This is a genomic window from Paenibacillus daejeonensis DSM 15491 (assembly GCF_000378385.1).
GTDB classification, from domain to species: domain Bacteria; phylum Bacillota; class Bacilli; order Paenibacillales; family Paenibacillaceae; genus Paenibacillus_D; species Paenibacillus_D daejeonensis.
The window spans coordinates 1-24,421 of record NZ_KB899681.1 but is presented as its reverse complement, the minus strand read 5'-3'; the positions used below and the strand labels follow the sequence as shown (position 1 = coordinate 24,421).

Sequence of the window (24,421 nt, the reverse complement as noted above, 5' to 3'; positions counted from 1 at the left end):
GCACTGCTCAGCGACCGCCGTCTCCGCTAACGGCCACCAGTGCAGCTATTTGGTGGAAAAACGGGCTCACTTTGCGCTAACGGCCACCAGCGCGGTTATTGGCCCGAAGAATGGTCCAAATCGGTGAAAAAGATGTAAATAGCAGCTCATATGGCCGTTAGATTTTCAAACAAGGCAATTTAGGCAAAATAGCGGCTGTGGTGGCCGTTAGAGCTAATGGAGGCGACGGCACTATCAGTTGGCGGTCTAGTTGGCTGGGTGTAGCTTAATAAAGGTAACGTTGCAGCATTCGAACGAGAGAGTTGGCGTGCTATAGCGGAAGAAAGGTGCGTTGCAGAGGTTGATCGAGTGTGTCAGCGTGCTATAGCGGAAGAAGGTGCATTGCAGCGTTCGGCCATGCGAGCTGGCGAACTGCAGCGGATATCGCAATCATTATGCGGGGGAGGTTAGGCGTGTGTCCAAGGCGTTTTTGGGGAAGGGCTGGAAGTTTCCGATTGAGGTCGATCCGGCCACCGGCCGCATTAAGCAGGTGCAGCACGAGGAGGATATCGCCGAGGCGATCCGCATCATCATCTGGACGCCCAAGGGGGAGCGCATCATGCGGCCCGACTATGGGTGCGGCATCGAGCGTTTCCTCTTCGAGGGCAATGATGACGCTACACTGCATCTGATCGAAGCCGAGATTCGCGAGGCGATTCAGCGCTGGGAGCCGCGAGTGCATGAGGTGGAGGTTCGCGTCGAACGGGACGTGGCCACACCCGAGAAGCTGCTGATCCATGTGCAGTATGAGGTGCGCCACACGAACAATTTGTACAATCAGGTCTATCCGTACTATTTATTCGAAGGATCAAATTAACGAGTCGGGGAGAATGGCATGAAGGAGCAACGAGCGGGAGGGACGCAGCTAGACCATCCTTACCCGGTTATCGATACGCGCACGCAGCAACTACTTATTGAACAACTGAAAAAGATGGCGCCCTTCTACGCGCCGGAATGGCGGTTCAGTCCCGAGGATCCGGACCCTGGTACGGCGCTCGCGCTCATGTTTACGCATTTGCTCGAAGGCAATATCCGGCGTCTGAATCAGGTACCGTTCAAAAGCTTTCTTGCCTTCCTCAACCAGTTTCATGTGGAGCTGGCGCCAGCCAAGCCCGCCCTTGCCCAGGTGACGTTTTACCTGACGGAAGGGACGCGGGAGCCTGTGGTGGTCGAGCGTGGTACGCAGCTGGCAGCCCAGCTGCCAGGGGAGCCGGAGCCGATCGTCTTCGAGACCGCGCAGACGCTGTTGCTGACAACAGCCCGTCTGCTCGACCTGGTAGCGGTCAGTCCGCGCAGTGACCGGATTGTACGCCTAGCCACCGAAGGCGACCTGAGCAGGCTGTCGGCCAGTAACCAGGGGATCGCGCTATTCGGCAGCGAAGGCGAGAATGAGCAGGAGCATGTCATGTATATTCGCCATGACTTCCTGTTCTGGGTGGAGCATCCCGCCTACATCGAGATTCGCTTTCAGAACTCGCAGCACGCCTCAGCTGCCGCAGAAGCAGTGGAGAAGCTAGCCGACGCCTCGAAGGTTGTCTGGGAGTACCTGAGCGAGCAAGGCTGGACAGCATTTGATCGAGTTTACCGGCACGAGGCGACCATCCGGCTGATCAAGCTCTACCATGGACGGCTGGTAGAATCGCAGCTCGGTGAGGTCAACGGCCGTTGGATTCGCTGCCGGGCATTGTCTCTGCATGAGCGTGACGGGGATCCGCAGCTTGGCAGAATGCAGTTCAATGGTATGCGGCTCAGCACTCATTTTGCAGCAGCGAATGATGAGGCGGGGATCGCTCCGAACCGTTTATACTTCAACGATATCCAAATCGATGCAGCGCATGGCTGTCAGCCGTTCGGCACGTATTTTGCTCCCTTCGGGCTGTTCTATATCGCGGGCCAGGAACCGTTCTCCAAGCGTGGTGCGAGCATCACACTGTCTTTTCGACTTGGCTTTGCCCCTACCCGTCTCATGCCGGACCGCCCACCGCAGATCAACTGGAAGATGGTGATGAAGCGGCAGGACGTTGACAAGGTTGAAGAACCGGACCCGGTTACCATTACGAGCGTAGCGTGGGAATATTGGAACGGCTATGCCTGGATTATCCTGCCCGTAGAGGACAAGGACCGCAGTCTGTTCAGCGAGCCTTGGGAGGGCGAGGAAGAGCGTATGGTAACCTTCCGCTGTCCGGCTGATCTCGAGCCAATCGTTGTGAATGCCGAGGAAAATTTCTGGATTCGCGCGCGAATTGTACATATTCATAATGCTTATTCTCCCAATGCGATCTACTTCACGCCAGTGCTCTCCGACTTGCGTATCCGCTACGGCTACGATGAGCCAATGCATGCCCCGCAGACGCTGTTTACCTTTAATAATCTTGAGGTCGCTGACCGGACAGCGGAGGTACGAACAGGCAGTGATGTTTTCCGGCCGTTCATCGGTCTGGAAGGCAAGCACCCGGCGGTCTGGATCGGCTTTGATATGCCGCCGGAACGCGGTCCGATTCAACTGTACCTGCTGCTCAAACAACGACACGTCACAAGTGAAGACGTACCGTTCATGGAATGGGAGTACCTGCGCAGCGTCGGCAACTCCACAGTTTGGGCACCGCTGGTCGTCGCTGACGATACGAACGGACTGACCCGCAGCGGCTACATCCAATTTGCGGGACCGCGGGATTTTGCCATGGATACCCGCTTCGGCACCCAGCGCTGTTGGATTCGCGTAGTGAACCTGGATGCCCGGTATGACCGGGAGCTCGATGGTCGGAGGCTGCCCCGGATTCTGGATGCGGCGCTCAATACCACCCAGGTTATTCAGCAGAAGAAGCTCACTGATGAATTCCCCGAGCGTGTCGAGCATTACGATACGTTGGGTGACGAACTGAGCGAATACTACCAATTGTCCGAGACGCCGGTGCTTGCCATTGACGTCTGGGCCGACGAGACGGATACGCTGACGATCGATGAGCTGCAGCGTCTGGCCACGGAGCGACCGGGCTCAGTCGAGACGGTGCGCGACTCGGCGGGAGAACTGCTCAAGGCATGGGTCCGTTATGAGGAGGTTCCCCAGTTTTTGCGATCGCGTCAGGGGGACAGGCATTTCATGATCGACCGGGCTTCCGGCAGACTGCGCCTGATCGCAAGCGGTCATCGTCATCCAAGGAATCGCCGTACCAGCGAGGATGCGCTGCGCGTGACCTACACGACAGGGGGCGGGCAGAAGGGCAATGTTCCTGCTGGAACGATTACCTCCCTGCAGAGCGCCATTGCTTTTGTCGATCGGGTAATCAATCGCTTCCCGGCTGCAGGTGGTTGTGATGCGGGTACGCTGGAGGAAGCGACTACCCGGGGACCCAAGCTGTTTACCCATCGCAACCGAGCGGTGACCGCGGCGGATTTCGAATGGTTGGCACGGGAGGCCCATCCCAATGTTGCCAAGGTGAAATGTCTGCCTGGCCGCAATGTGCGGATGGAACGGTCGCCGGGCGCGGTGTCCATCGTCGTGCTGCCCAAGTCGGGTATTGGTGATGGCGCGCATTTTCAGGAGCTGAAGCGCAACATTGAGCGTTATTTGCTGGAGAAGGCGGCGTCAACGATTGCATTCCCAGGAGGCTTGCAGGTGATGGAGCCAGCTTTGTTGCAGATTGGGGTTAAAGCAACCGTATGGGTACGGAGTATGGAAGATATCGTTCCAACGGAGCGGGCTATTCTGATCAAGCTGCGGTCGTTTCTCGATCCAATCCACGGCAATAGCGACGGCAAGGGCTGGAATATTGGGCAGATCGTACATCAGTCAATGTTCTACGCCCTGCTGAAGTCCATCGGCCCCGTCATCCACATTCCACAGCTGCTAATTGAAGCGGTCAAAGTGGAAAACGGAGACGCATCAGAGCTAAGTCCAGACAGGCTTTCCGAAATCCTGCACGGCGTAGTCGTCTCTGGAGAGCACCGGATTAATGTTGAGGTGAAGAAGTAAGGCCGAGATATCAGGCTGCCCTCGAGATGCCGAAGTGGCACGGAATCGAATCTGGTCAATGCTTTCTGGAAGAAAGCGACTTCGGGAGCATATGCTGCGAAGCGCTCGCCCGAAAGCTTTTCGCAGAAAAGCTAGCTTCGAAAGCATATGCTTCCCCGGATTTCAACCGCTAGGGCGGTTACGAATCAAGAAATCTGGGGACAACAGCGATCGGAAGATCGATCCGTGACCGAAGGCTCCTTTTTGAGGGCAGTCTGAAATATCAATGAGAAAGGGGGCGCACCTATGCTGCCATTACCGAATTTGGACGATCGCAGCTTCGAGGAGCTGGTCCGGGAAGCAAGAGATTTGATTCCGGGCATCTTGGCTGATTGGACGGATGAGAACGCCCATGATCCCGGGATCACCCTCCTGGAGATGCTGGCATGGCATATTGAAATGCAGCAGTTCCGTCTGGACCGCCTCACAGTGAGCCATGAGCGCAAATTCCTGAAGCTGCTGGGCGAGCAGCCTCGCGACCGTACGCCAGCGATGACATCGGTCAGCTTCTCCAATGCGGCCCGACCCATGCTTCTGCCAACCGGCACCTTGCTGCGGGTGGGCGAGCTGCCGTTTGAGACCATCCGTCCGGTTACGGTGCTGCCGGACATGCTCAAACAGGTGTATGTCCATACGTCGGAAGGCGAGCTTGCCGTGACCGACGATCTGGAGCTTGGCAGTGCCCCCTTCTATCCGTTTGGCGAGGAGGGGGAGATTGGCGCCAGTATGCTGATCGTGTTCGGTGAGCCCCTGCCGCTGCAGACGCCGCTGTCGCTCTGGTTCGAGCTGACGGATCAGGAGCCGACGGTACGCATACCGCCGCGTTACAAACATTTTGTCCCTTCGAGTACCACAGTGTGGAGCTATTGGCTGGAGCAAGCGGACGGCAGCGGCAGCTGGGAGCCGTTGCCACTGGAGCGCGACGAATCGTACAGCTTTCACCAGAGCGGGCCAATTCTGTTTCAGCTTCCCCAGACGGAGGGCCAGGCCACGAAGCTGCGCGTCGAAATGACCGGAGGGGAGTACCACGATCCGCCACGTATTCGACGTCTGATTTGGAATGAGGTCTTTGCCGAACAAGGGGAATCTCTCTGTTACGCCAAGACTTTTGCCGCGTCTGATCTCGAGTCGGAGGAAGCGACAGGCAAGCTTGTTGCGCCGCTGACCCATGCCTTGTTTCAACAGGGGCGGCTGACGCTCCAGCGAACCGAAGATGGCACGCTATGGCGGGACATCGCTCCCGGAACGTATGACCTGAATCTCCGTGATAACCAGGCCGTGCTGCACATCGATTCGGAGCTTGCTGTGTCCGAGGCGGGAGGCGTGCGTCTCATTGCGGTTTCGGATGGGTTCCTGGACCACTGGCTGCTGGGCAGCGGTACGGGCATATCTGGTCAGCGATTGCCGCTTCCGGTCGAGGATGTGATGGCAGACCGGCTGCTGCTGCAGGTCGGGTATTGGAATCCTGAAGAAGGGGAGATGATCTGGACCGACTGGGAGCGCAAGCCTGACTTCGACGAGTCGGGTCCGGACAGCCGGCATTATGTCGTTGATGTGCAGGATGGCGTCCTCTTGTTCTCGGATGGGGAGCATGGCATGGTCCCGCCGGCTTCGGCGCTGCCGAACATACGTCTGATCGGTTGCCGGACCGGCATCGGCGAAGGGGGCAATGTGAAGGAGAATATCGTGCAGAAAATCGAGCTGCATGGTCAGGTCCTTCATGTGACGAACCTGTATCCCGCTTACGGCGGCGCAGAGGCGGAGACGATGAAGGAAGCGATGCTGCGCACCAGACTTAGCCTATTGCAGCCCAAATGCGGCATCACGGCCGAGGATCTCGAAGCGCGAGTATATGAAATTCCGGGCCTGCGCATTGCCAAGGTCAAAACCATTCCAGGCTATTACCCCAAGCTTGCACGGTACCCCGAGGAACGTGCAGTCGGTAAGATTTCTATAGTTGTGGTGCCTTACAGCAAGAAGCAGCTGCCCAAGCCGAGCGAGGGATTCATTGAGACGATTGGCCGTCACTTGGAGCCCTATCGTCTGCTAACGACCGATTTTCACATCATTCCGCCGGAGTATGTCAAGGTCACTGTCCGTGCCACGATTGTTGTGGATCTGCGCTACCAGGGCCGTGATCATGCTGTGGGCGAGGCGCTTACCCGGTGGTTGCAGCCTTACGGGGATACGCACACGAGTGGCTGGACTTTTGGTCATCCCATCTACAAAAGCGACATCTACGACATCATCCATCAGGTACCGGGGGTCCATTACATCCAGGATCTGTGGCTGATGGCGGAAGGGCGCGATGTGCACACGGATGAAGGTGGCGATATCCGAATTCCGCCCAATGCCCTCGTGATTTCCGGCGAGCATGATATCGACTTTATTACAACAATGGGATAAGGGGGGAGAGCATTGACAGGCGCACAGTTTTTTTCATTCCGTCAACCGTCCGACTGGGACAGGGGCGCATCGTTTCATCTGGAGCGCCGTCCGGAAGGCTTGTCCATTCGCCGGGAGAAGGTACATCGGCAAATGGCGAGACGGCATTTTAATCCGCCTCAGCTCAGCTCTCCCATCATGGATACGGTGGTTGACCGCAATGGCAGATGGTACATGCTCGATGAGAAGGGGATCTTCTGGCGGGCAGAGCTGAGCAGTAATCATGCCGAGGCGATCACGACCTGGAATGGCGCTCAGTGGGACAGCTGGGCAAGGATGGCTGTGACCGAGGATATGATTATCGTACTGCAGCAGGGTGAATCGTCGATGCTGCAAGCGATGTCCGCCGATAGCTCGCAGATCAAATGGGTTCGCGATACCTGGCGGGATGAATCGTTTCTGGGGATCACGATGGCGGCAGCAGATGACAACAGTCTCTGGCTGCTCGCCTCGGTGGCTTCGGCCCCTTCACTTCAACTGCTCCAGATTGGGGCTACTGGCCGGGAGCAGGCGACGATTGAGCTGCCGATCGATAATCAGATCTATATTGCAGATATTTTTCAGGAACGATTCGAGTTGTCGATGGGACCTGACCAGCGCTGCTGGCTGCTGGACAGGGTAACCTCCCGCGTCATAGCGATCGATCTCAAGGAAGGGATTGCAGTGCTAACTGGTGAGGAGGCCCTGTCCCCCAGCGGGGAGACGTTGTCTGTGTGTGACGGCGGACCGGATGGCTTCTGGGCGCTGATGCGCAGTATGGAAGGCGTGCACAAGCTATTGCGATACGGACTGACCGGAGAGGTCTTGGAGCGGGCGCTGCTGGGTAACGGCAAAGGCGCGAAAATCATGGCTTCACGGCATGGCATCGAGCTGTGGGACCCGCAGGAGCGTTATCTGTACAGTATGCAGCCTGTATCGGAGACAGCAAGCTGGCGTGAGTTCGGTCGCCGGATTGGCGTCTGGGTAAGCGGTGCGCTGGACAGCGGTCAATTGGAGACAGAGTGGCACAAGATTCAGGTAGAGGCCGCGACTGTAGGGGACACGCAGTATAATATCCGCACCTACGCTTCTGACCAAGAAGAGCTGATCATTGGCCTGAGCAAGGTCCGTCTGGATGACTACCTCGCAGACGAGAGCCTCAGTCCCAGTGAGAAGTTTGCGGCGCTAGCCGGGCTGTGGTCCAAGCCGCTCCGCGATGCAGAGGATGCGCTGCTGTTCGAGGCTAAGGGTCGGTATTTGTGGATTTATCTCGAAATGGTTGGCTCTGAGCATCATGCACCCGTCATTCAGAGTATGAAAGTGCATTTTCCGCGGGAGTCGTATCTGCGTTATTTGCCCGCCATCTATGAGCATCAAGCCTCCTCGCGGGCCTTTCTATCCCGCTACCTCAGCCTATTCCAGACGATGCTGGAGGACATGGATCGCAAGATCGCCGATATGCCGCGTTCCCTGGAAGCCTCCCATGCCAGCGGCGCCAGCTTGAAATGGCTGCTCGGCTGGATCGGCATCGACGCGGAGGACTTCTGGACAGAGGATCAGCTGCGCCAGCTCCTGCTGCATGCCCCCACACTGTACAGCATGCGTGGCACGCGGTTTGCGATGGAGCTGCTGCTGACTATTTTTACAGGTGAAAAGCCGATTATCCTGGAGTACGAACAGGTGCGACCGCTCAAGGAGAACCCTGAGCTGGGCGAGGTGAGCGATCATCTGTACGCGGCCGATCCCCATACGTTTAATGTGCTCGTTAAGGCAGAGCATGTCGAGACGGACGTCAAGCGGGCGGCCCTTCAGCAGCTGATTGATGCGTTCAAGCCGGTTTTTTCCAGTTGCAAGCTGGTGATCCTGCAGCCGTGGGTGTATATGGACCTGCATTCCTATTTGGGCATGAACACGGTTCTATCAGAGCCGACGCTGTTGACGCTGGACGGGCAGAAGTCGATGCCGCATCACACAATTACCATCGATACCGGACATGATAACCGGATGGATCAGCATACCCGATTAGAACTAGACTCACGCCTAGAATAGAAGAGGTGCGTTCAAAAAGTCCGCTGTTAATCACGTGCTGAACACCGACCTTTTTGAACGTGGAATAAGTTGAGAGAGAGGTCCTACGATGAACAGATCAAGGTATATTCCATTTGAACGCAATCGTTATTTCTACGGGAAGCTGCTGACCGTACGGGATTTCATGTCTGAGCAGACGTATGTCACCGACAAAAAGCGGCTGTCCAACCGGCTGCTGTTCGGCAGCGGCGTCATTGCCGGACTGCAGGTTGTCGCGGTCGACGACAAGTCGCTGTCGATTGAGACTGGCGCAGCGCTGGATCAGCTGGGCCGGGAGATTGTCGTTCCTTCGCCGCTGACGCTCAAGCTGTCCAATATGGAAGGCTTCAAAAACAACGACTATGCCAAGAACGTTTACCTGTGCATTGCTTATGACGAGAAGGGCAAGGAGCCGGTCCACACGGTGGCTGGGGCGACGGGGCGCAAAGAGGAAGTCAGTGAGCATAACCGGATTCTGGAGACGTTCCGTCTGTTCGTCCGTGAAACGCCGCCAGCGCCATCTAGCCTAGAGTACGACCATCTGGTGGAGGATACGTCAATCTGGTACGACGATGGCCAGGTGCGAATCTTGCAGACGGTGCCGCGTTATGTCTTGCCAGGTCAGGTGTTTGAGCTGAAGCTGACGGTCGAGCGCACCCTGCAGACCTCGCATATTGAGTTTGAATACGAGCCGATCTGGCAGGGCATTGAGGCGGCGGAAGAGCTGCCGGAGGGCAAGATTACCTTCTCCGAGCCAACGGATGGCGGCAGCTCCAGCTATGTGCGCCGATTCCTGCTGCGTGCTGCTGCTGAGGGCGAGAGCGAAGGGCTGCAGTTGGAAGCGAAGTCCGGCTCTGTGCGGCTAGTAATCGGCGATCGGATGATCTATGATCTCTCCAATATCCGCCAGAGCATCGCATGTAGTGAAGAGCCGGTGGCGGAGCGGATTCTACGCGCCTACTACAGCCGTTCGCTGGATCGGGCGATCGAATCTCCCGCTGAGCCGTGTGTGTATCTGGCGAAGATCAACCTGCTGCAGATGGGGGCCACCTACGTTATCGAAAGCGTAGAGCCCCTGCCGTTCCAGGAGTACGTCATTAATCCGACGATGCTGTACAAATTGCTGGCTGGCTCCGGGGCGTCTGAGCCTCCTGCTTCACCGGTCGCACGGATGCCGGAGCTCGAGGCGAGCCGCGAGCCTGCGCCGCTCTCGGTATTTCCCGACATCAAGGAAGAGTTTGCCCGGCTATACCCAGAGGAGCAGGAAGCGCCAGAGGATACGGTTCGTACCGGCATTGTCGAGGTGTCGATTGTTCCGGAAGAGAAGAAGAAATGGTACCAGCGCCGCCGCAAGAACTTCTTCTCCGAGGAGATTGAGCACGGTCTAGGTGCAGGGGTTGTCCTGATGCAAGCGGGCCTCTCGGATGAGCAAGAGGAGTTGGACATTCATCTACCAACCATGTGGAACCGGAGCAACGCCGTCTATTACGGTCCGCAGGAGATGTTTGCAGGCAGCGAATATGACGGCAATTATCCCAAGCATGCGCTGGGCTTCGTAATGTATCCCAAAAAGGGAAGCTTCCGCATCGGCGTGCACCTGCAGGAAAAAACGGAACGCACCAAGCTGCGCATCCGCTGGTGGGCCTTCAAGGAGCCGACCCACTCTGCCCAGGCCCGGGAGAAAGCCGAGGAGGAGCTGCGAGCGGCCGATCAGGCCGCAGCCGCTGGCGGCAAGAAAGGGTAGCGCGAGTTGGACTGAAAGACATATGCAGATCAAGCTACAAATGCAACGCCAAGGAGCCGGATACTCCCACACTGGGAGGATGCCGGCGTCTTGGCGTATTTTGATTGGGATCTCGTCTCAAACGAACCTGTGCTCGATTATCCAGCGCTGAGTATGGTGCGAGCGGACGCTGCAACGAAAGAAAGTTTACTTGGAGCGCTGAATATGATGCGAGCGGACGCTGTAACGAAAGAAAGTTTACTTGGAGTGCTGAATAAGGTGTGAGCGGGTTGCTGCAACGAAAGAAAGTTTACTTGGAGTGCTGCGAATGGTGCGTGTGGGCTGCTGTAACGAAAGAAAGTTTACTTGGAGCGCTGAATATAGTGCGTGCGGACGCTGTAACGAAAGAAAGTTTACTTGGAGCGCTGAATATGGTGTGAGCGGGTTGCTGCAACGAAAGAAAGTTTACTTGGAGAGATGCGAATGGTGTGAGCGGACGCTGTAACGAAAGAAAGTTTACTTGGAGCGCTGAATATGGTGCGTGCGGACGCTGTAACGAAAGAAAGTTTACTTGGAGTGCTGAATATGGTGCGTGCGGACGCTGTAACGAAAGAAAGTTTACTTGGAGCGCTGCGAATGGTGCGTGTGGGCTGCTGCAACGAAAGAAAGTATACTTGGAGTGCTGCGCATGGTGTGAGCGGGCTGCTGTAACGAAAGAAAGTTTACTTGGAGCGCTGCGCATGGTGCGAGCGGGCTGCTGCAACGAAAGAAAGTTTACTTAGAGCGCTGCGCATGGTGTGAGCGAGCGTGCTGCGAGTAAATGAGAGGGGCTGCACAGCGAGTCAGTGTTACTGACTTCTGCACAGCCCCTTTAAATGGCATGAGCAGCTCATGCCAGCTATCCGTGTTCCTTCGGCTAAGGCACCAAGATGAGCAAGCCGGACTGTGGCTTGTCCTCGCCGTTGACGGCGATGGTGAAGGCTGCGTCGCCCCACGCGTAGACGCGTGCCGACCGAGGGCCGGAGCGGGCCACGGGCGAGTTCTCCTGGGCAGCCAGCTCCTCCAGATCCGCATACAGCTGCTCCAATAGCGGGCCGGGCGTCCACTGGATCTGGCGGATGACGACATCATCAGCCTCCGGGGATTCCGGCTCAGCCGTCAGGATCATACCCAGTGCGGGGTATTTCAAGGTCATCATGAGCAGCTCGGGCTCCGGCTCCGGTGCCGGAGGGGCTACTGGTGCTGCGGGTGTCTCTGGTGCCAGCGTCCCCAGTTCGCCTTCCGTCACCTCGCCATTAGCCGCATCTCCTGCACCAGCCGTCTCGCCGGACAAGTCCGCGGAGAACACAGGAGCCTCCACCTCAGGAGGATCCGCGTAGACGCTCTCGGTACTGGAGGGCTTGTCCAGGAGCTGCTCAATTTGGGCTAGCGACAGATTGAGGAAGCCCTGTGGTGCCAGATAGCCTGCCTGGAAATCACCACGATAGATCAGGGTGATACCATCCTTCAGCCAGGTCGCATTCCCGTTCAGGCGGCCTTGCTTGAACATGCCGGTATACTCCAGCAGTCCTTCTGCGTTGTACAGCTCCCCTTCGCCATGATAGCGGCCTTGCTGAATACCACCGGCATACACGGTATTGCCGAGCTCATCATAGAGGGTACCTGCCCCGTGGTACTGTCCCGAGAGGAAGCCGCCGGTGTACTTGACGGTGCCGGTATCATAATACTCGGTCCCTTCGCCGGTGAGTCGGCCATTAACAAACTGACCTTCATATTGCACTATTCCGCCCTCGAAGAACGCTTTGCCGGCGCCAAAATAATTGCCCGCCATGAAAGCTCCGGTATAGATCGGTTGTTCCAGCTCGTTGTACAAGGTACCGTTGCCGCCATATTGACCATTCTCGAATTCGCCTTCATACAGGAGCTTCCCGTTTTCGGAATAGCTGCGTCCCTTGCCGCCGGGCAGACCTGCCAGGAATTCCCCCTGATGGCGAATGGTTCCGTCAGCATAGTACAAAATGCCTTGCCCGCTGTAGGCACCGCCCGTGAGCGCCCCCGCATACACGAGTCGACCTTGCGAATCATACTGGCTTCCCTGTGCGAGCTGTCCGCCTGCAAAGGTGCCTTCCTCAGCAAGACTGCCATCCGTCCGGTACAGCTTCCCGGCTCCTTCGTACACTCCGCCAGCAAATCGACCCTCATAGATGAGCGGATGATCGCCTTCTTCGCTGTAGAGCTTGCCTTCACCCTCGTATTTGCCTGCTGCAAATGCGCCTTGATAGAGCAGCGCACCATCGCTGCCGTAGAGCTTGCCCTCGCCATCGTACAAGCCGTTTTTCAGATTGCCCTGGTAGATCAACTGCTTATTCTCGTTATACACATTGGCCGCACCACTGAAGTTGGGAGCAGGTGCATTGCTCGCCGCTGTAATGGATGGTGTGCGGTTGAACCATTTGTTAACGAATTTGGGTGGTTTAATGAACACGAAGAAATACAGAATAAGCACCACGAGAATGACAATGACGATTAATTTTTTGGATATGTAATAATTGCCGATGGGGACATAGCTGGCTTTGGTAATCTCTTTTTGACCGAGGATGTCCTTGATTTTGCGGCGGATCCACTTGGCAAGCAGTTTCGGCCAGTTCTTGGCGCGTTTGAGCGGCATGAGGACTTTGCGCTTCAGCGGCCCGATAATGGGGTTGATGATTTTCTCAATCAAAGAATTCGTCTCCTTAGGGGGCAAATGGGTCGTGTTGCTACGGTACCTGTACGGTCATCTGGCCGGGATTCACGACCTGAATGACGCCACCCCAATTGCACATGCATTTGGAGGTATTATTTAATGCGGGCATATTGCCGATTAATACAGTAGGACTTCCCGGCGCCCAAGGGGCGGCTGTAACTGGGACGCAAGGCATGGGGGTCAGCACGCCGAGAGCAGCAGCTGTCGCGGATGCCACCGTTGGATTGGCCATGGAATTGCACATGCCAAATGGCATGATATTAACCATCGGCTTGTTGTCCATGATGTTGGCGGCAGGACTGGTAGCCATCGTACGATTGGCTGGCAGAACCATCAGTGTACCGGGCGCGACGCCGAAGCTGCACTGCAAGGTGGCCCCGCTGCATACGAGCTGTCCCATCGAAATCATCTCCACAAGTTTTGCATTAATTCTACTATTTCTACCAGCATCCTTCAATAAATATATCGCCAAAATCAGACAAATATATTTTAGGAAAAAGGTCCCATCTATTAAGCTTTGTTGTAGAATAGAAGAAAGCACATTGAACGGGTGAGGAGAGTTCCCTTGAAATCCAAATTATTGTTGTTGCTGATGGCGACAGCCGTCGTCGTAGCGCTGCTGGTCGGCCTGAAGGATTATCGCTCGCTTAACCCTTTTGTGACGACCCAGAACTATGCGAATCTATCGAAGGTCTATACCGATGCTTCAGGCTCGCATTATACGATCGCAGACTCGAAGACGGTCATCCGCAAGGTTGACGAGTCGGACAAGCTGTCCTTTCAATATCCGGTTAGCGAGTTGGCTCTGCCGGATACGATACAGCTGTTTGAGAGCATCACGGTCGATCAGAGCGGGAATGTCTATGCGCTCGTCACCGATCTTGATTCCTATGGACTACGAGTTCTAGGTGAGCGAATCGCTCGGATCAGACCGGACGGTAAATCCTCCTCCATTCTCTACGACACCGCTTATACGGCGGAAGACAACCTGTTCCGCGTCGGGCGTCTGCAGTCGCTGACCTTATGGGAGAACAGGCTGTATGTCCTGCGAAAGGAAGCCAATACTGCCCAAGTGCTGGGGTTTGATCTGGACACTGCAGGCGTGCAGGAGCCAACGGAGGAGCGCTCGGTCTCCATCGGTCAGGACCGTTACCTCAATGAAATGACAGGGGCGGGAGCAAATCGTTTGCTCTATACGACGAAACGCGGGCTGCTGCGGGTCAGCGAGCCGGGGGGAGAGCGACTGATTTATCCCGCCTCAGACACTCCGGTTCTTAATTTCCCGGTGAGCATCGTGAGTGATGGACAGGACAACGCGTATTATATTGATCATCATGAGCAGGCGGTGATGCGGACCAGTCTTTCCTCGGGAGACACGCAGATCTGGCTTGCGCTTGACCAGCTGGCGGCCCATGACGGAGGGACCGAGTGGGAGGAATTCACCAGCATCGCCTATACAGAGAGCGGCCTGACAGTAGTCGCGGCGGATCAATTGCTCCGGATTGCAGACGATGGCACGATTCTGGCAACGCAGAGTGGCTATGCATACCCATGGAGCACCATCGCCATGCGAATTGTATACTGGGCGCTGCTGCTGGCGCTGGCGGGTGTCAGTATCGGGCTGCTGCGATTTGGTTACGTGCATGTGCTCCGGCGCAAGGTATCCCTGCTGCTGAAGCTGCTGGCCGTTTTCGTGCCGATGGTGCTGCTATCGATGCTGGCGCTTTTCTATTCGGTCTACCAGTCCTTCTCCGGAGAGATGAAGGAGGATACGTTCCGTCAGCTCCAGCTGCTCGCCAGCAACGGCAAGTACCTCGTAGGGCAAGAGCACCTGGAGCGCCTGAATTCGCCTCGTGATTATGGCGGCGAGGATTATACTCTAATCAAGACACGGCTGAGCGAGATGTTCACGCAGACCGGTGGAGACAGGGACGGGTTATACAATACGATTTACCGGTACATGGATGGCGGGCTGTACCTGATTATGGACGACGACAACAGCCTGACGATGTTCCAGCCCTTCGGACTTAATGAAGATAACCTGCGTGTGTTAGAGCAAGGCGAGACCGTAGTCGGCACCTGGGCTGATGCACACGGGGAATGGATGTATGCGCTCGGACCCCTCTATAACACGGCCGGTGAAATCGTCGGTATTTACGAAACCGGCAAGGATATGGCCTTCGTCTATGCGAACAACCGCAGCATCTTCTCCGACGTGCTGACCATCTTCGTTATCGTAAGCATTGCTCTGCTAATCGTGGTAACGCTCATTTCGATCTACTTGTTGTCCTCGATCCGCAAGCTGCGCCGCAATGTCAATCTGATTGCCAGCGGCGAATGGGATGTGCGGGTGGATATCAATACCAGTGACGAGGTAGGCGAATTGGGCGAACGCTTCAACATGATGGCCAGCTCCATTAATCAATATCTCGGCGAGGTTACCAAGCTGAGTAACTCGTATTTCCGTTTTGTACCGGAGCAGTTCCTCAAGGTGCTGGGCAAGACCAATATGACCCAGATCCATCTGGGGGAGCAGCAGAATAAAAAAATGACGATTCTGATCTGCAGCATGCGCGGGTTTGATACGTTCTCTGCCAAGCTGTCGACAGAAGAAACGTTCGGCTTCATTAATTCCTTCCTGAAGCGGTTCGGGCCGATTATTCGTGAGCACGGCGGCTTTATCAGCCGTTACCAGGGGCCAGGCATGCTGACGATGTTCCAGGGCGATGCGGGCGCGGCAGTCCATGCAGCGATTCAAATCCGGCGAACGTTGGCGGTCTATAATGCCCAGCGACAAAGTGTCGGGTACGAACCGATCGAAATTAACATTTCGCTCCATTATGGCGATGTTATGCTCGGCATCATCGGTGAGGAACAGCGGATCGAAAGCAGCGTCGTGTCCAGTCATGTTGCGATGGCCCTGGAGCTGGAGAAGACGGCGGAGAAGCTGGGCTGCAATATTGTCATCACCCAGGAGGCGCTGAGCTCGATCCGACACGAGGCAATTGGTGCTTACCGCAAGCTGGGAGCGCTGGAGATGATCGGCCGCTCAGAGACTGTAGAGCTGTATGACCTGTACGAGGGAGACCCCGAAGCACTCAAGCGTTTGAAGCATGAGTCAAAAGCAGCATTCGAGAAATCCATTCAATGGTTCCGCACCGGCAAGTTCTACGATGCCCGTGAAGGCTTCGTGGAGGTGGTGCGACGCAATCGCTATGATCTGGCGGCCAAGCTGTACTTCTTCGAGAGCGACCGCCTCTACCAAGAGGGCACCGCGAGCGACTGGAATCATTCGATGAAAGTGATTTAGTAGAACGAATCCCATAGAAAGAATGGATCGGCCTACTATATGAGGCACTCAAAGGGAGGATGCGGGTCATGGAGCAAGCGCTCAGACAGGGGTCCAAGCTGCGCATGGTAGAAACGATTGAGGAGGCGTCCGCGGTATCCGCGTTCCTGCTGGGGCCGGACTGCTTTGATGATCAGCGGTTCACGCCCGGGGAGGAGGAGCAGCTGAAGCTTCTTCCTCTTCAGAGCATTGGGCAGTCACACATGAATTGCTGGTACGAGGAGGACAACGGCACCGTCATCTCGGCTATAATTTTCGTGGAAAATGAGCACCGCAGCGGCGGGTATCGTCTGGATTACTTTGGCGTACACCGTAGTCACCGGCACCAGAAGCTCGGCTGGAAGATGATTGATACGATGATTCGTTATTGCACGGGCAGTGGGGGCCGTTACATCGAGACCTTTACCTGCGACCTCGCGCCATACCAGTCTGCGAGACAACTATTTGAGCGCAATGGTTTCACCTTTATCTGCCACCTGCCCGACTACTACTATCCTGGCGAAGGCAAGCTGGTATATATGAAGATGCTGTAGATGAGAGGCGCTGAGCGAATCAGTGCCTTTTGATGTTATAATGGACTACAGCATGACAAGAACTACGCAAGGAGGAACACATGAAGTACATTCAAGACTGGTTTGAAGGCATGGGCTTGGCGCCCGATACGTCGTCGATACTTACGCAAGTGGTGATGGCGGCGGTGATCGCACTGCTCAGTATTCTGGCGAATTTCATTGCCAAACGGGTTGTTCTCCGAATCATTACCCATTACGTGAAAAACAACCGCTACACTTGGGATAACTATATGCTTGAGCGCAAAGTGTTTCACAAGCTGTCTCACATCGTCCCGGCTCTCATCATTTATTTTAGCTCATCGTTGTTTCCTGCTTATGAGACCGCCATCGAAAAAGGTGTTGCCATCTACATGACAGTAGTTGTGCTGATGGTAGTGAGTGCATTCCTGAATGCGATTAACGATATTTATGCCACCTTCGAGGTTTCCAAATCGCGGCCGATTCGCGGCTATTTGCAGGTGTTGAAGATCCTTTTCTTTATCGTCGGGGGGATTCTGCTTATCTCCAATCTGATCGGTCAGAGTCCGCTTATCCTGCTCAGCGGCATCGGAGCACTGTCAGCTGTCATTATGCTGATCTTCAAGGATTCGATTCTCGGTCTTGTGGCCGGCGTACAGTTGTCTACCAACGATATGGTGCGGGTAGGGGACTGGATCGAGATGCCCAAGTATGGGACAGACGGCGATGTCATTGATATTTCGTTGAATACGGTCAAGGTACGGAACTGGGACATGACCATTACCACAATTCCCACGTATGCGTTGATCTCAGATTCCTTCAAAAACTGGCGGGGCATGCAGAGCTCCGGGGGCCGGCGGATCAAGCGGTCGGTGTATCTGGATATGAACAGTATCCGCATTTGTGATCAAGAGATGCTCGATAAGCTGCGCAAAATCCACTTTCTGGAGGAGCATATTGCCCAGAAGGAGCGGGAGATCGAAGCGTATAACACGGAGCATGAGATTGACCGCTCCAATCTCGTGAACGGAAGGGCACTGACCAATGTTGGCTTGTTCCGCACCTATATCCAATGCTATCTCCAGCATCATCCGCAGATTCATCAAGGCATGCTCTGCATCGTGCGGCAGCTGCAGCCGGAAGAATCCGGACTGCCTATGGAGATTTACGCGTTCACCAATGACATCCGCTGGGTGGCGTACGAAGGCGCGCAGTCCGATATTTTTGATCATCTGCTCGCGGTTGCGCCAGAATTCGGACTCCGGGTCTTCCAGAACCCGACGGGTCATGACATGAAGAATATGCTGCAGCAGCCGGAAACGGATCGCGGGTTGGCCTAATCTTGATGATGCTATTGGGACAGAAGCTGTCCAGCATGTCAGTGGAATCTGACGGCTGGGCAGCTTCTTTTTGGCTTAGAGAGAAACTTCATTATTTACTAACAAAGTTCAGCTATAATCGGATTGAAAATCCGCAATGCGGAGGTTGTAAGAGTAGAAGGATAAGGACGGGGACGAGATGAACGTATTGACAAAAGTGACAAACCCGGCGGCATTTCTCATGTCGCGGCTCAAGTATGGGCAGAAATTTTTGGTCATTGGCCTGGCCCTGGTCATTCCAATGCTCCTGCTGGTATGGCTGTGGCTGGTCAACCTTCAGGAGGAAATTAGTGTCATCGCATCGGAGCGCGATGGGGTGGTATATGTGGAGTCCCTGATGCCGCTTATGCTGGAGCTGCAGCAACACCGGGGACTAGCCAACGGATATCTCAGTGGCAATGAGGAGTCGGGAAGCCGCCTTCAAGAGCGGGCAGATGCCATTCAGACAGCGATGGCTAACGTCGATGCCATGGAAGCTAAGTATGGCGCCGTATTAGAGACTGGGGAGATCTGGTCGCGTTTCAAAGCCGGCTGGGGGACATTGCAAGGCGAGTTGGATACCATGACGGCTGGAGAGAGCTTTGAGCAGCATTCGTTGCTGGTGCAGACGATTATGGATCAAATCCGTCAGGCTGCGGATCAGTCCGGACTGACCTTGAACGCCGAGCTTGATACCTATTACATGATGGACCTGGTGGTGAACCGTCTTCCTGTTCTTATCGAAGTTATTGCACATACGAGAGGAACCGTTAACGGCATCCTGGCTCGCGATGGCCTGACGGATGATGAACAAGTAGGTCTGATGCTGTCTCATCGCATGCTGCTCAATGAATTAGAGGGAGCAGAGAAAGGCATGACAACTGTCTCTGAGATGAATGCTACGGTAGATGCAAAGATTGTTGAAGAGGGCTCGACGATGGTGGAAGTGACTCGCGCCTATGCAGCCAAGCTGGATGATCAAGTGATTCAAGCTACTGCGTTTACACTAGACCCTCTCGCTTTCTTTGATGAGGGGACAGCGACGATTCAACTGGCAAGTACATTGTTCGACCATGCGTCGAAGGAGCTGTATCGCTTACTTGACGAGTGGCACCAGGATCTCGTCTTTAGCCGCAATTTGCTGGTAGCCCTCGTTATAGCTTCGCTTCTGCTGGTTGCCATGCTTTACGTTGGATTTTACCGGAATACGATGTCATCCATCCGGCAGCTTCAACAGGAAGCAGAGCGAATGGCTGGCGGTGATCTGAACAGTCGGGTGGAGCTGCGCACCAAGGACGAGTTGTCATGGATTGGCGATTCCTTCAACGCCATGTCGCGTTCGCTGAACGATCTGTTGCTGCGCAATCAGGAGATCTCGGAGCAACTGGCGTCGTCGTCCCAGCAGTTGTCTGCCGTATCCATTGATTCTTCGCAGGTGATGCGTCATATGGCGACATCTGTGGGAGAAATCGCGGAGGGCGCAGACCAGCAGCTCAAGAGCGCAGAAGAGAATGCAACCGCGCTGCAAGAGATGGCCATGGCAATTAACCGAATCGCGGAAGCGGCGTCTCACGTCTCAGAATCCTCAAGCGAAGCAGTAGATGGTGCGGAAGCAGGCGTGGGAAGGTTGGAGGAAGCTGTCTCCCAGATGCAACGAATTCAGGAGTCGGTTCGCGTCTCCAGCGAGAAAATCCAGACGCTTGGCGAACGTTCACAGCGTATTGGCGAAATCGGGTCGGTTATTATGGATATTTCGTCGCAAACGCAGCTGCTGTCACTCAACGCCAATATTGAAGCGGCAAGAGCGGGCGAGTTCGGCCGGGGATTTGCGGTCGTAGCTGGTGAGGTGTCCAAGCTCTCGGAGCAGACCCGGGCATCCGTGCAGACCATCACGTCGATCGTCACAGAAATCCGGGAACTCTCGGATGAGGTCCGCGCTTCCATTACTTCAACCCGGACGGAGTCAGAGCGCGGCTTGCAGTCCATCGATGCAGCCGATGAAGCAATCGTCTCGATCCGCCAGGCGATACAACAAGTATCCGGTCAAATTCAGGAAGTATCGTCTGCTGCGCAGGAGCTATCTGCAGGGACGGAGGAAGTGGCAGCCACATTTGCCGACAGTATGGAGCATACCCGGCAGACCTCTCAGGAAACGGTCAATCTGGCTGCGGCTTCTGAGCAGCAGCTGGCCTCCATGGAACAGGTACAGGCGTCTGCAGAGGCACAGAGCAGCCTGGCGCAACAGCTGCATGATGAGTTATCTCGATTCAAGCTCGTGCGCCAAGCGAAGGATAAGGAATAAGATGCTGGTTGTCTTGCATGGTTGCAGGCGATAGGATAGGAAGAGAAGGATGGCGTGTGGTGTTCAGGGAGCCGATTTGCACACTAAGCCTGGTCGTATTCAAAGCCACGGACCTTGGCGAATACCATCGTATCCCGCAATGATCCGCCTGGATTTACCGTTTCGCTGCGGAGTATACCCTCAAGGGTAAAGCCTGCACGTTCTGCAACGCTTGCGCTCCGGGTGTTGCGGGCATCGCAGCGAATTTCCACACGGTTCGCCTGAAGCTCTCGAATGGCAAAGTCCGTAATGGCGTGAACGGCTTCGGTGATGTAGCCTTGCTTCTCATAAGAGCTACGCACCCAATACCCGATCTCGAACCTGCGTGCCGGCCAGTCGATACGATGAAGGCCGCTGCTGCCGACGATCTGTTCAGTTTCTTTGTGCACCAGCAGCAGCCGGAGGTCCTTACGCTCCAGATATAGGAGCCTCGCCTGACGCAGATCCGCTTCGGTTTCGTCGACGGTGGGGAGATGATGGGCCCAGGGCATCCAGGGACGCAGCGATTCCATGCTTTCTGCGACAGCTGCATTCACTGCGGCTCCGTCTCCCCATTGGGGGGCGCGGATAACCATACGTTCACTTTCGAAGCGATCAGGCAAGTCCAGCAGAATCGGCTTGGTCTTGGTCAGCCCCATATGAATCACTCCCAGAAAATATTTCCATTTACAATACCACAGGAGTCAACAGGGGAGCAAGAAAAAAGTGAAGGACGTGATTGGACGATGGAAGCATAGACAGTATTGCAGGAGCTGGAAGCGCTTGGAAAGGAACGGACGAAGAAAATCTACCTGTCCAATGGCGCACAAGAGCCTCTCTTCGGGGTGGCTACAGGGGCGATGAAGCCACTGGCCAAGCAAATGAAGATCGACCAGGCACTGGCAGAGCAGCTGTATGCGACGGGCAACTACGATGCCATGTATTTCGCAGGTATCATTGCTGACCCCAAGGCGATGACGGCCGAGGATTACGACCGTTGGATGGATGAGGCCTACTTCTATATGATATCGGATTTCATTGTGGCCGTTACGTTGGCGGAAGCGGATATTGCCCAGGACGTAGCGGACCGCTGGATCGCGAGTGATGAGGAGCTTCGCATGTCCGGAGGGTGGAGCTGCTATTGCTGGCTGCTCGGCAGCCGCCCCGACCATGAGTTCTCGCCTGATAAGCTGGCAGCGATGCTGGAGACGATACAGGCCGAGATTCACGACGCGCCGCCACGGACACAATCCGCAATGAACAACTTCGTCTACACTGTGGCCATGTCTTATGTGCCACTGTACGAGCAGGCGGTGGCGGCTGCAGAGGCGATTGGGCCAGTCGAGATGCAGCGCGAAGGCAAGAAAAGCAGCACCCTGCATGCGGCCGAGATGATCCGAAAGGCGCTGGAGCGCGGCAAGCCGGGCTTTAAGCGGAAGTATGTAAGGTGCTAGAACACCAGTGTTTTCTATTAGATAAGCCTGGCCTGGAATCAGCTGGACTGACTTCAAGCCAGGCTTTTTTTTGGCGTGCGCTACTCTAACGGAGCGGTTGTTCGTATCCATTCCGAGGGTGGATAAAGTGAAACACAAAAAAATAATGTTAAAATTATGGAGTAAAAACTATAATTTTCAAGGTACAAATGAATACGCTTTCAAACTATAATTCAACTGAGGAGGTGGTCAAGCTTATTCCTATGTTCACCAGGTCAAGTCACGCACACCCAAGAGACCCGCAGATAGGCAACCGTAAGGTCAGGATTTTCAAAAAAATCGTGTAGGAGGCCAAAACATGTTTGCGTGGAAAAAGAAAGTGGTGTCTGTAGTTCTTGCGGCTACAATGAGTCTCAGTATGCTAGCGGCAAGTGCCAGTGCGACGGATTATTGGCAAAATTGGACGGATGGCGGCGGTACAGTCAATGCCGTTAATGGGTCAGGAGGGAATTATAGCGTCAATTGGTACAATACCGGGAATTTCGTCGTGGGTAAGGGCTGGAACAACGGCACACCAAATCGTGTGGTCAACTATAACGCGGGGGTGTGGGCGCCATCAGGTAACGGCTATCTGACGTTCTACGGCTGGACAAGAAATTCACTCATCGAATACTATGTCGTCGACAGCTGGGGCACCTACAGGCCGACGGGGACACACCGGGGGACGGTGACGAGCGACGGCGGGACGTATGATATTTACCAGACGATGCGCTACAACGCGCCTTCAATCGACGGAACGCAGACGTTCGCTCAGTACTGGAGTGTTCGTCAGTCCAAGCGGCCGACAGGCAGCAACGTGAGAATTACCTTTAATAATCACGTGAATGCCTGGGCAAGTCGGGGCATGCATCTGGGCAACAACTGGTCGTATCAGGTCATGGCGACTGAGGGGTATCAGAGCAGCGGAAGCTCCAACGTCACGGTGTGGTAACCATTCAGCGGATAAGCGCTTAAGGCGTGTCCGTATGCGTTATTTGTTCAAGACTGCCGGCCTGGCCGCCGGCAGTCTTGTCTGCTTCCGCCGCTAGTTACTAGCTTAAACGACTTTAAGGAGATTTGTCTATGAAAAAACTACGCCTGGTGCTAATTTTGGCTGTCTTGACCGTCGCCATCGCGGCTTGTTCGCAGGAGCGGGTAGACGTAGTGGATACTACGGGGCCCGGCGAGGACCTGGAAAGCGACGATTTGGTATTCGTAGAGGGAGGCGCTGCAATAGGCTCACAATCGGGGAGTGGTGGCAGCGACGTCTTGGCGGATTTTTATATTGGCAAATTTGAAGTGACACAAGCTCAGTGGAAAGCTGTGATGGGCAGCAACCCGTCTGCCTTCCCGGGGGACGAACGGCCTGTCGAAATGATCAGCTGGTATGATGTCATCGAATATTGCAACAAGCGGAGTGTGAACGAAGGGCTGGAGCCCTATTACACCATCGACAAGGCAAGCAAGGATGCGGAAAATCGCAATGAACACGATACGTTGAAATGGACGGTGACGATTAACGAAGGGGCCAATGGCTACCGGCTGCCGACGGAAGCGGAATGGGAGTATGCCGCGTCAGGGGGACAGCAGAGCCAGCAGTACACCTATAGCGGGGGCGAGGATGCGAATGAAGTGGCCTGGTACTGGATCAATGCCGGTGATCGTACGTTAAGCGGAAGCTGGAATTGGCCGGCCATTGAGAACAATAAAAACCGGACGCATGACGTGGGAGGCAAAAAGGCGAATGAGCTGGGCATCCACGACATGTCCGGCAACGTCAGGGAATGGTGCTGGGATTGGCATGTCGATGAGGAGAGCGATGGCGGTGTATGGCGGGTCGTGAAGGGGGGCGGCTGGATGGGGGACGTCAGCAACAACGAGGTGTCATTCCGCGGCAAGTTTGATCCTAACGGCTACGGTCCCGATCAGGGCTTTCGGGTGAGCCGGAATGCTTGAGAGGCATGCTAGCGAATCTTCCAAGACAGCCGAACTTGGGCCGGTTGCCTTGGGAGACCTGCTGGTAAGCAGCATTTTTGTTTTAACGGCCACCACAGCCGCTATTTCGCCCGAATGGGCCACAATAAAAACGTAACGGCCATATAGTGACTGTCTATCAACTATGAATAAATGAGAATATGTGCGGAAATATCGAAAAACAGGCATGGAAGAGGTCTTCAGGTAGTCTAGGTTTGAGGAGGTTGGTGCGTGGGTTTTGGCTCAAATTGCATGTCTAATTAACCCCGAACCGGGAGGCGAAAAGCGCCTGGAGACCCTTTTGAGGTTGACGACGATGCCGGCAAGATGCGCTTTAATTGCAGCTGCTTCTTTGCTGCAGGTCCACACCTTACCCAGACCGCAATGGTTCTTGAGCTCATTGTTCT

Annotated in this window: 16 protein-coding genes; 13 read left to right on the top strand and 3 right to left on the bottom strand. The window is 55.2% G+C overall.

What is annotated here, in order from left to right:
- Positions 1-454 precede the first annotated feature (454 nt).
- The 6 genes from F556_RS0131195 (at position 455) to F556_RS38195 (ending at position 10,550) form a co-directional block, all read left to right on the top strand.
- The gene (locus F556_RS0131195; RefSeq protein WP_020620945.1) at positions 455-856 is read left to right on the top strand and encodes a GPW/gp25 family protein; all 402 of its coding nucleotides are present in this window, start codon (positions 455-457) and stop codon (positions 854-856) included.
- Positions 857-874: 18 nt separating this feature from the next.
- The gene (locus tag F556_RS0131190; protein WP_020620944.1) at positions 875-4,012 is read left to right on the top strand and encodes a baseplate J/gp47 family protein; all 3,138 of its coding nucleotides are present in this window, start codon (positions 875-877) and stop codon (positions 4,010-4,012) included.
- Between the two features lie 285 nt (positions 4,013-4,297).
- A complete protein-coding gene (locus F556_RS0131185; RefSeq protein ID WP_020620943.1) occupies positions 4,298-6,457 on the top strand; it encodes a putative baseplate assembly protein in 2,160 nt (719 codons plus the stop codon).
- Positions 6,458-6,469: 12 nt separating this feature from the next.
- Complete coding sequence (locus F556_RS0131180; protein ID WP_020620942.1) at positions 6,470-8,524, top strand: phage tail protein; 2,055 nt, start codon at positions 6,470-6,472, stop codon at positions 8,522-8,524.
- Between the two features lie 88 nt (positions 8,525-8,612).
- Complete coding sequence (locus F556_RS35785) at positions 8,613-10,286, top strand: hypothetical protein (RefSeq protein ID WP_020620941.1); 1,674 nt, start codon at positions 8,613-8,615, stop codon at positions 10,284-10,286.
- 90 nt (positions 10,287-10,376) lie between these two features.
- Positions 10,377-10,550, top strand: a complete 174-nt coding sequence (locus F556_RS38195; protein WP_020620940.1) for a hypothetical protein — start codon at positions 10,377-10,379, stop codon at positions 10,548-10,550.
- A gap of 631 nt (positions 10,551-11,181) precedes the next feature.
- Here F556_RS38195 and F556_RS0131165 read toward each other — a convergent pair.
- Positions 11,182-12,987 (bottom strand): MORN repeat-containing protein, encoded by a 1,806-nt coding sequence (locus tag F556_RS0131165; RefSeq protein WP_020620938.1) that lies wholly within the window; start codon positions 12,985-12,987, stop codon positions 11,182-11,184.
- A 37-nt stretch (positions 12,988-13,024) separates the two neighbouring features.
- The gene (locus tag F556_RS0131160; protein WP_020620937.1) at positions 13,025-13,411 is read right to left on the bottom strand and encodes a DUF4280 domain-containing protein; all 387 of its coding nucleotides are present in this window, start codon (positions 13,409-13,411) and stop codon (positions 13,025-13,027) included.
- A 165-nt stretch (positions 13,412-13,576) separates the two neighbouring features.
- Here F556_RS0131160 and F556_RS0131155 point away from each other — a divergent pair, with 165 nt between their 5' ends.
- The 4 genes from F556_RS0131155 (at position 13,577) to F556_RS0131140 (ending at position 20,550) form a co-directional block, all read left to right on the top strand.
- Positions 13,577-16,321 carry an adenylate/guanylate cyclase domain-containing protein gene (locus F556_RS0131155; RefSeq protein WP_020620936.1) on the top strand — a complete coding sequence of 915 codons (2,745 nt, stop codon included), beginning with the start codon at positions 13,577-13,579 and terminating at the stop codon, positions 16,319-16,321.
- Between the two features lie 68 nt (positions 16,322-16,389).
- A complete protein-coding gene (locus F556_RS0131150) occupies positions 16,390-16,893 on the top strand; it encodes a GNAT family N-acetyltransferase (protein WP_020620935.1) in 504 nt (167 codons plus the stop codon).
- 80 nt (positions 16,894-16,973) lie between these two features.
- Entirely contained in the window at positions 16,974-18,230 is a 1,257-nt protein-coding gene (locus F556_RS0131145) for a mechanosensitive ion channel family protein (protein ID WP_020620934.1), read from the top strand.
- 178 nt (positions 18,231-18,408) lie between these two features.
- Positions 18,409-20,550, top strand: a complete 2,142-nt coding sequence (locus tag F556_RS0131140) for a methyl-accepting chemotaxis protein (RefSeq protein WP_020620933.1) — start codon at positions 18,409-18,411, stop codon at positions 20,548-20,550.
- Between the two features lie 83 nt (positions 20,551-20,633).
- On the opposite strand, the gene F556_RS0131135 is transcribed toward F556_RS0131140, so the two are convergent.
- Positions 20,634-21,227, bottom strand: a complete 594-nt coding sequence (locus F556_RS0131135; protein ID WP_020620932.1) for a GNAT family N-acetyltransferase — start codon at positions 21,225-21,227, stop codon at positions 20,634-20,636.
- Positions 21,228-21,332: 105 nt separating this feature from the next.
- Here F556_RS0131135 and F556_RS0131130 point away from each other — a divergent pair, with 105 nt between their 5' ends.
- From F556_RS0131130 to F556_RS0131120, 3 genes are all read left to right on the top strand, one after another.
- Complete coding sequence (locus tag F556_RS0131130; RefSeq protein WP_020620931.1) at positions 21,333-22,022, top strand: DNA alkylation repair protein; 690 nt, start codon at positions 21,333-21,335, stop codon at positions 22,020-22,022.
- A 337-nt stretch (positions 22,023-22,359) separates the two neighbouring features.
- Positions 22,360-22,992, top strand: coding sequence for a glycoside hydrolase family 11 protein (locus F556_RS0131125; protein WP_020620930.1), 633 nt, complete (start codon positions 22,360-22,362; stop codon positions 22,990-22,992).
- 131 nt (positions 22,993-23,123) lie between these two features.
- Positions 23,124-23,996 (top strand): formylglycine-generating enzyme family protein, encoded by an 873-nt coding sequence (locus tag F556_RS0131120; RefSeq protein WP_020620929.1) that lies wholly within the window; start codon positions 23,124-23,126, stop codon positions 23,994-23,996.
- Positions 23,997-24,421: the final 425 nt, after the last annotated feature.

Coding starts and splice junctions, on each gene's coding strand:
- F556_RS0131145 (WP_020620934.1), top strand. CDS start 16,974: ATGAAGTACATTCAAGACTGGTTTGAAGGCATGGGCTTGGCGCCCGAT.
- F556_RS0131140 (WP_020620933.1), top strand. CDS start 18,409: ATGAACGTATTGACAAAAGTGACAAACCCGGCGGCATTTCTCATGTCG.
- F556_RS0131135 (WP_020620932.1), bottom strand. CDS start 21,227: ATGGGGCTGACCAAGACCAAGCCGATTCTGCTGGACTTGCCTGATCGC.
- F556_RS35785 (WP_020620941.1), top strand. CDS start 8,613: ATGAACAGATCAAGGTATATTCCATTTGAACGCAATCGTTATTTCTAC.
- F556_RS0131125 (WP_020620930.1), top strand. CDS start 22,360: ATGTTTGCGTGGAAAAAGAAAGTGGTGTCTGTAGTTCTTGCGGCTACA.
- F556_RS0131185 (WP_020620943.1), top strand. CDS start 4,298: ATGCTGCCATTACCGAATTTGGACGATCGCAGCTTCGAGGAGCTGGTC.
- F556_RS0131150 (WP_020620935.1), top strand. CDS start 16,390: ATGGAGCAAGCGCTCAGACAGGGGTCCAAGCTGCGCATGGTAGAAACG.
- F556_RS0131190 (WP_020620944.1), top strand. CDS start 875: ATGAAGGAGCAACGAGCGGGAGGGACGCAGCTAGACCATCCTTACCCG.
- F556_RS0131120 (WP_020620929.1), top strand. CDS start 23,124: ATGAAAAAACTACGCCTGGTGCTAATTTTGGCTGTCTTGACCGTCGCC.
- F556_RS0131160 (WP_020620937.1), bottom strand. CDS start 13,411: ATGGGACAGCTCGTATGCAGCGGGGCCACCTTGCAGTGCAGCTTCGGC.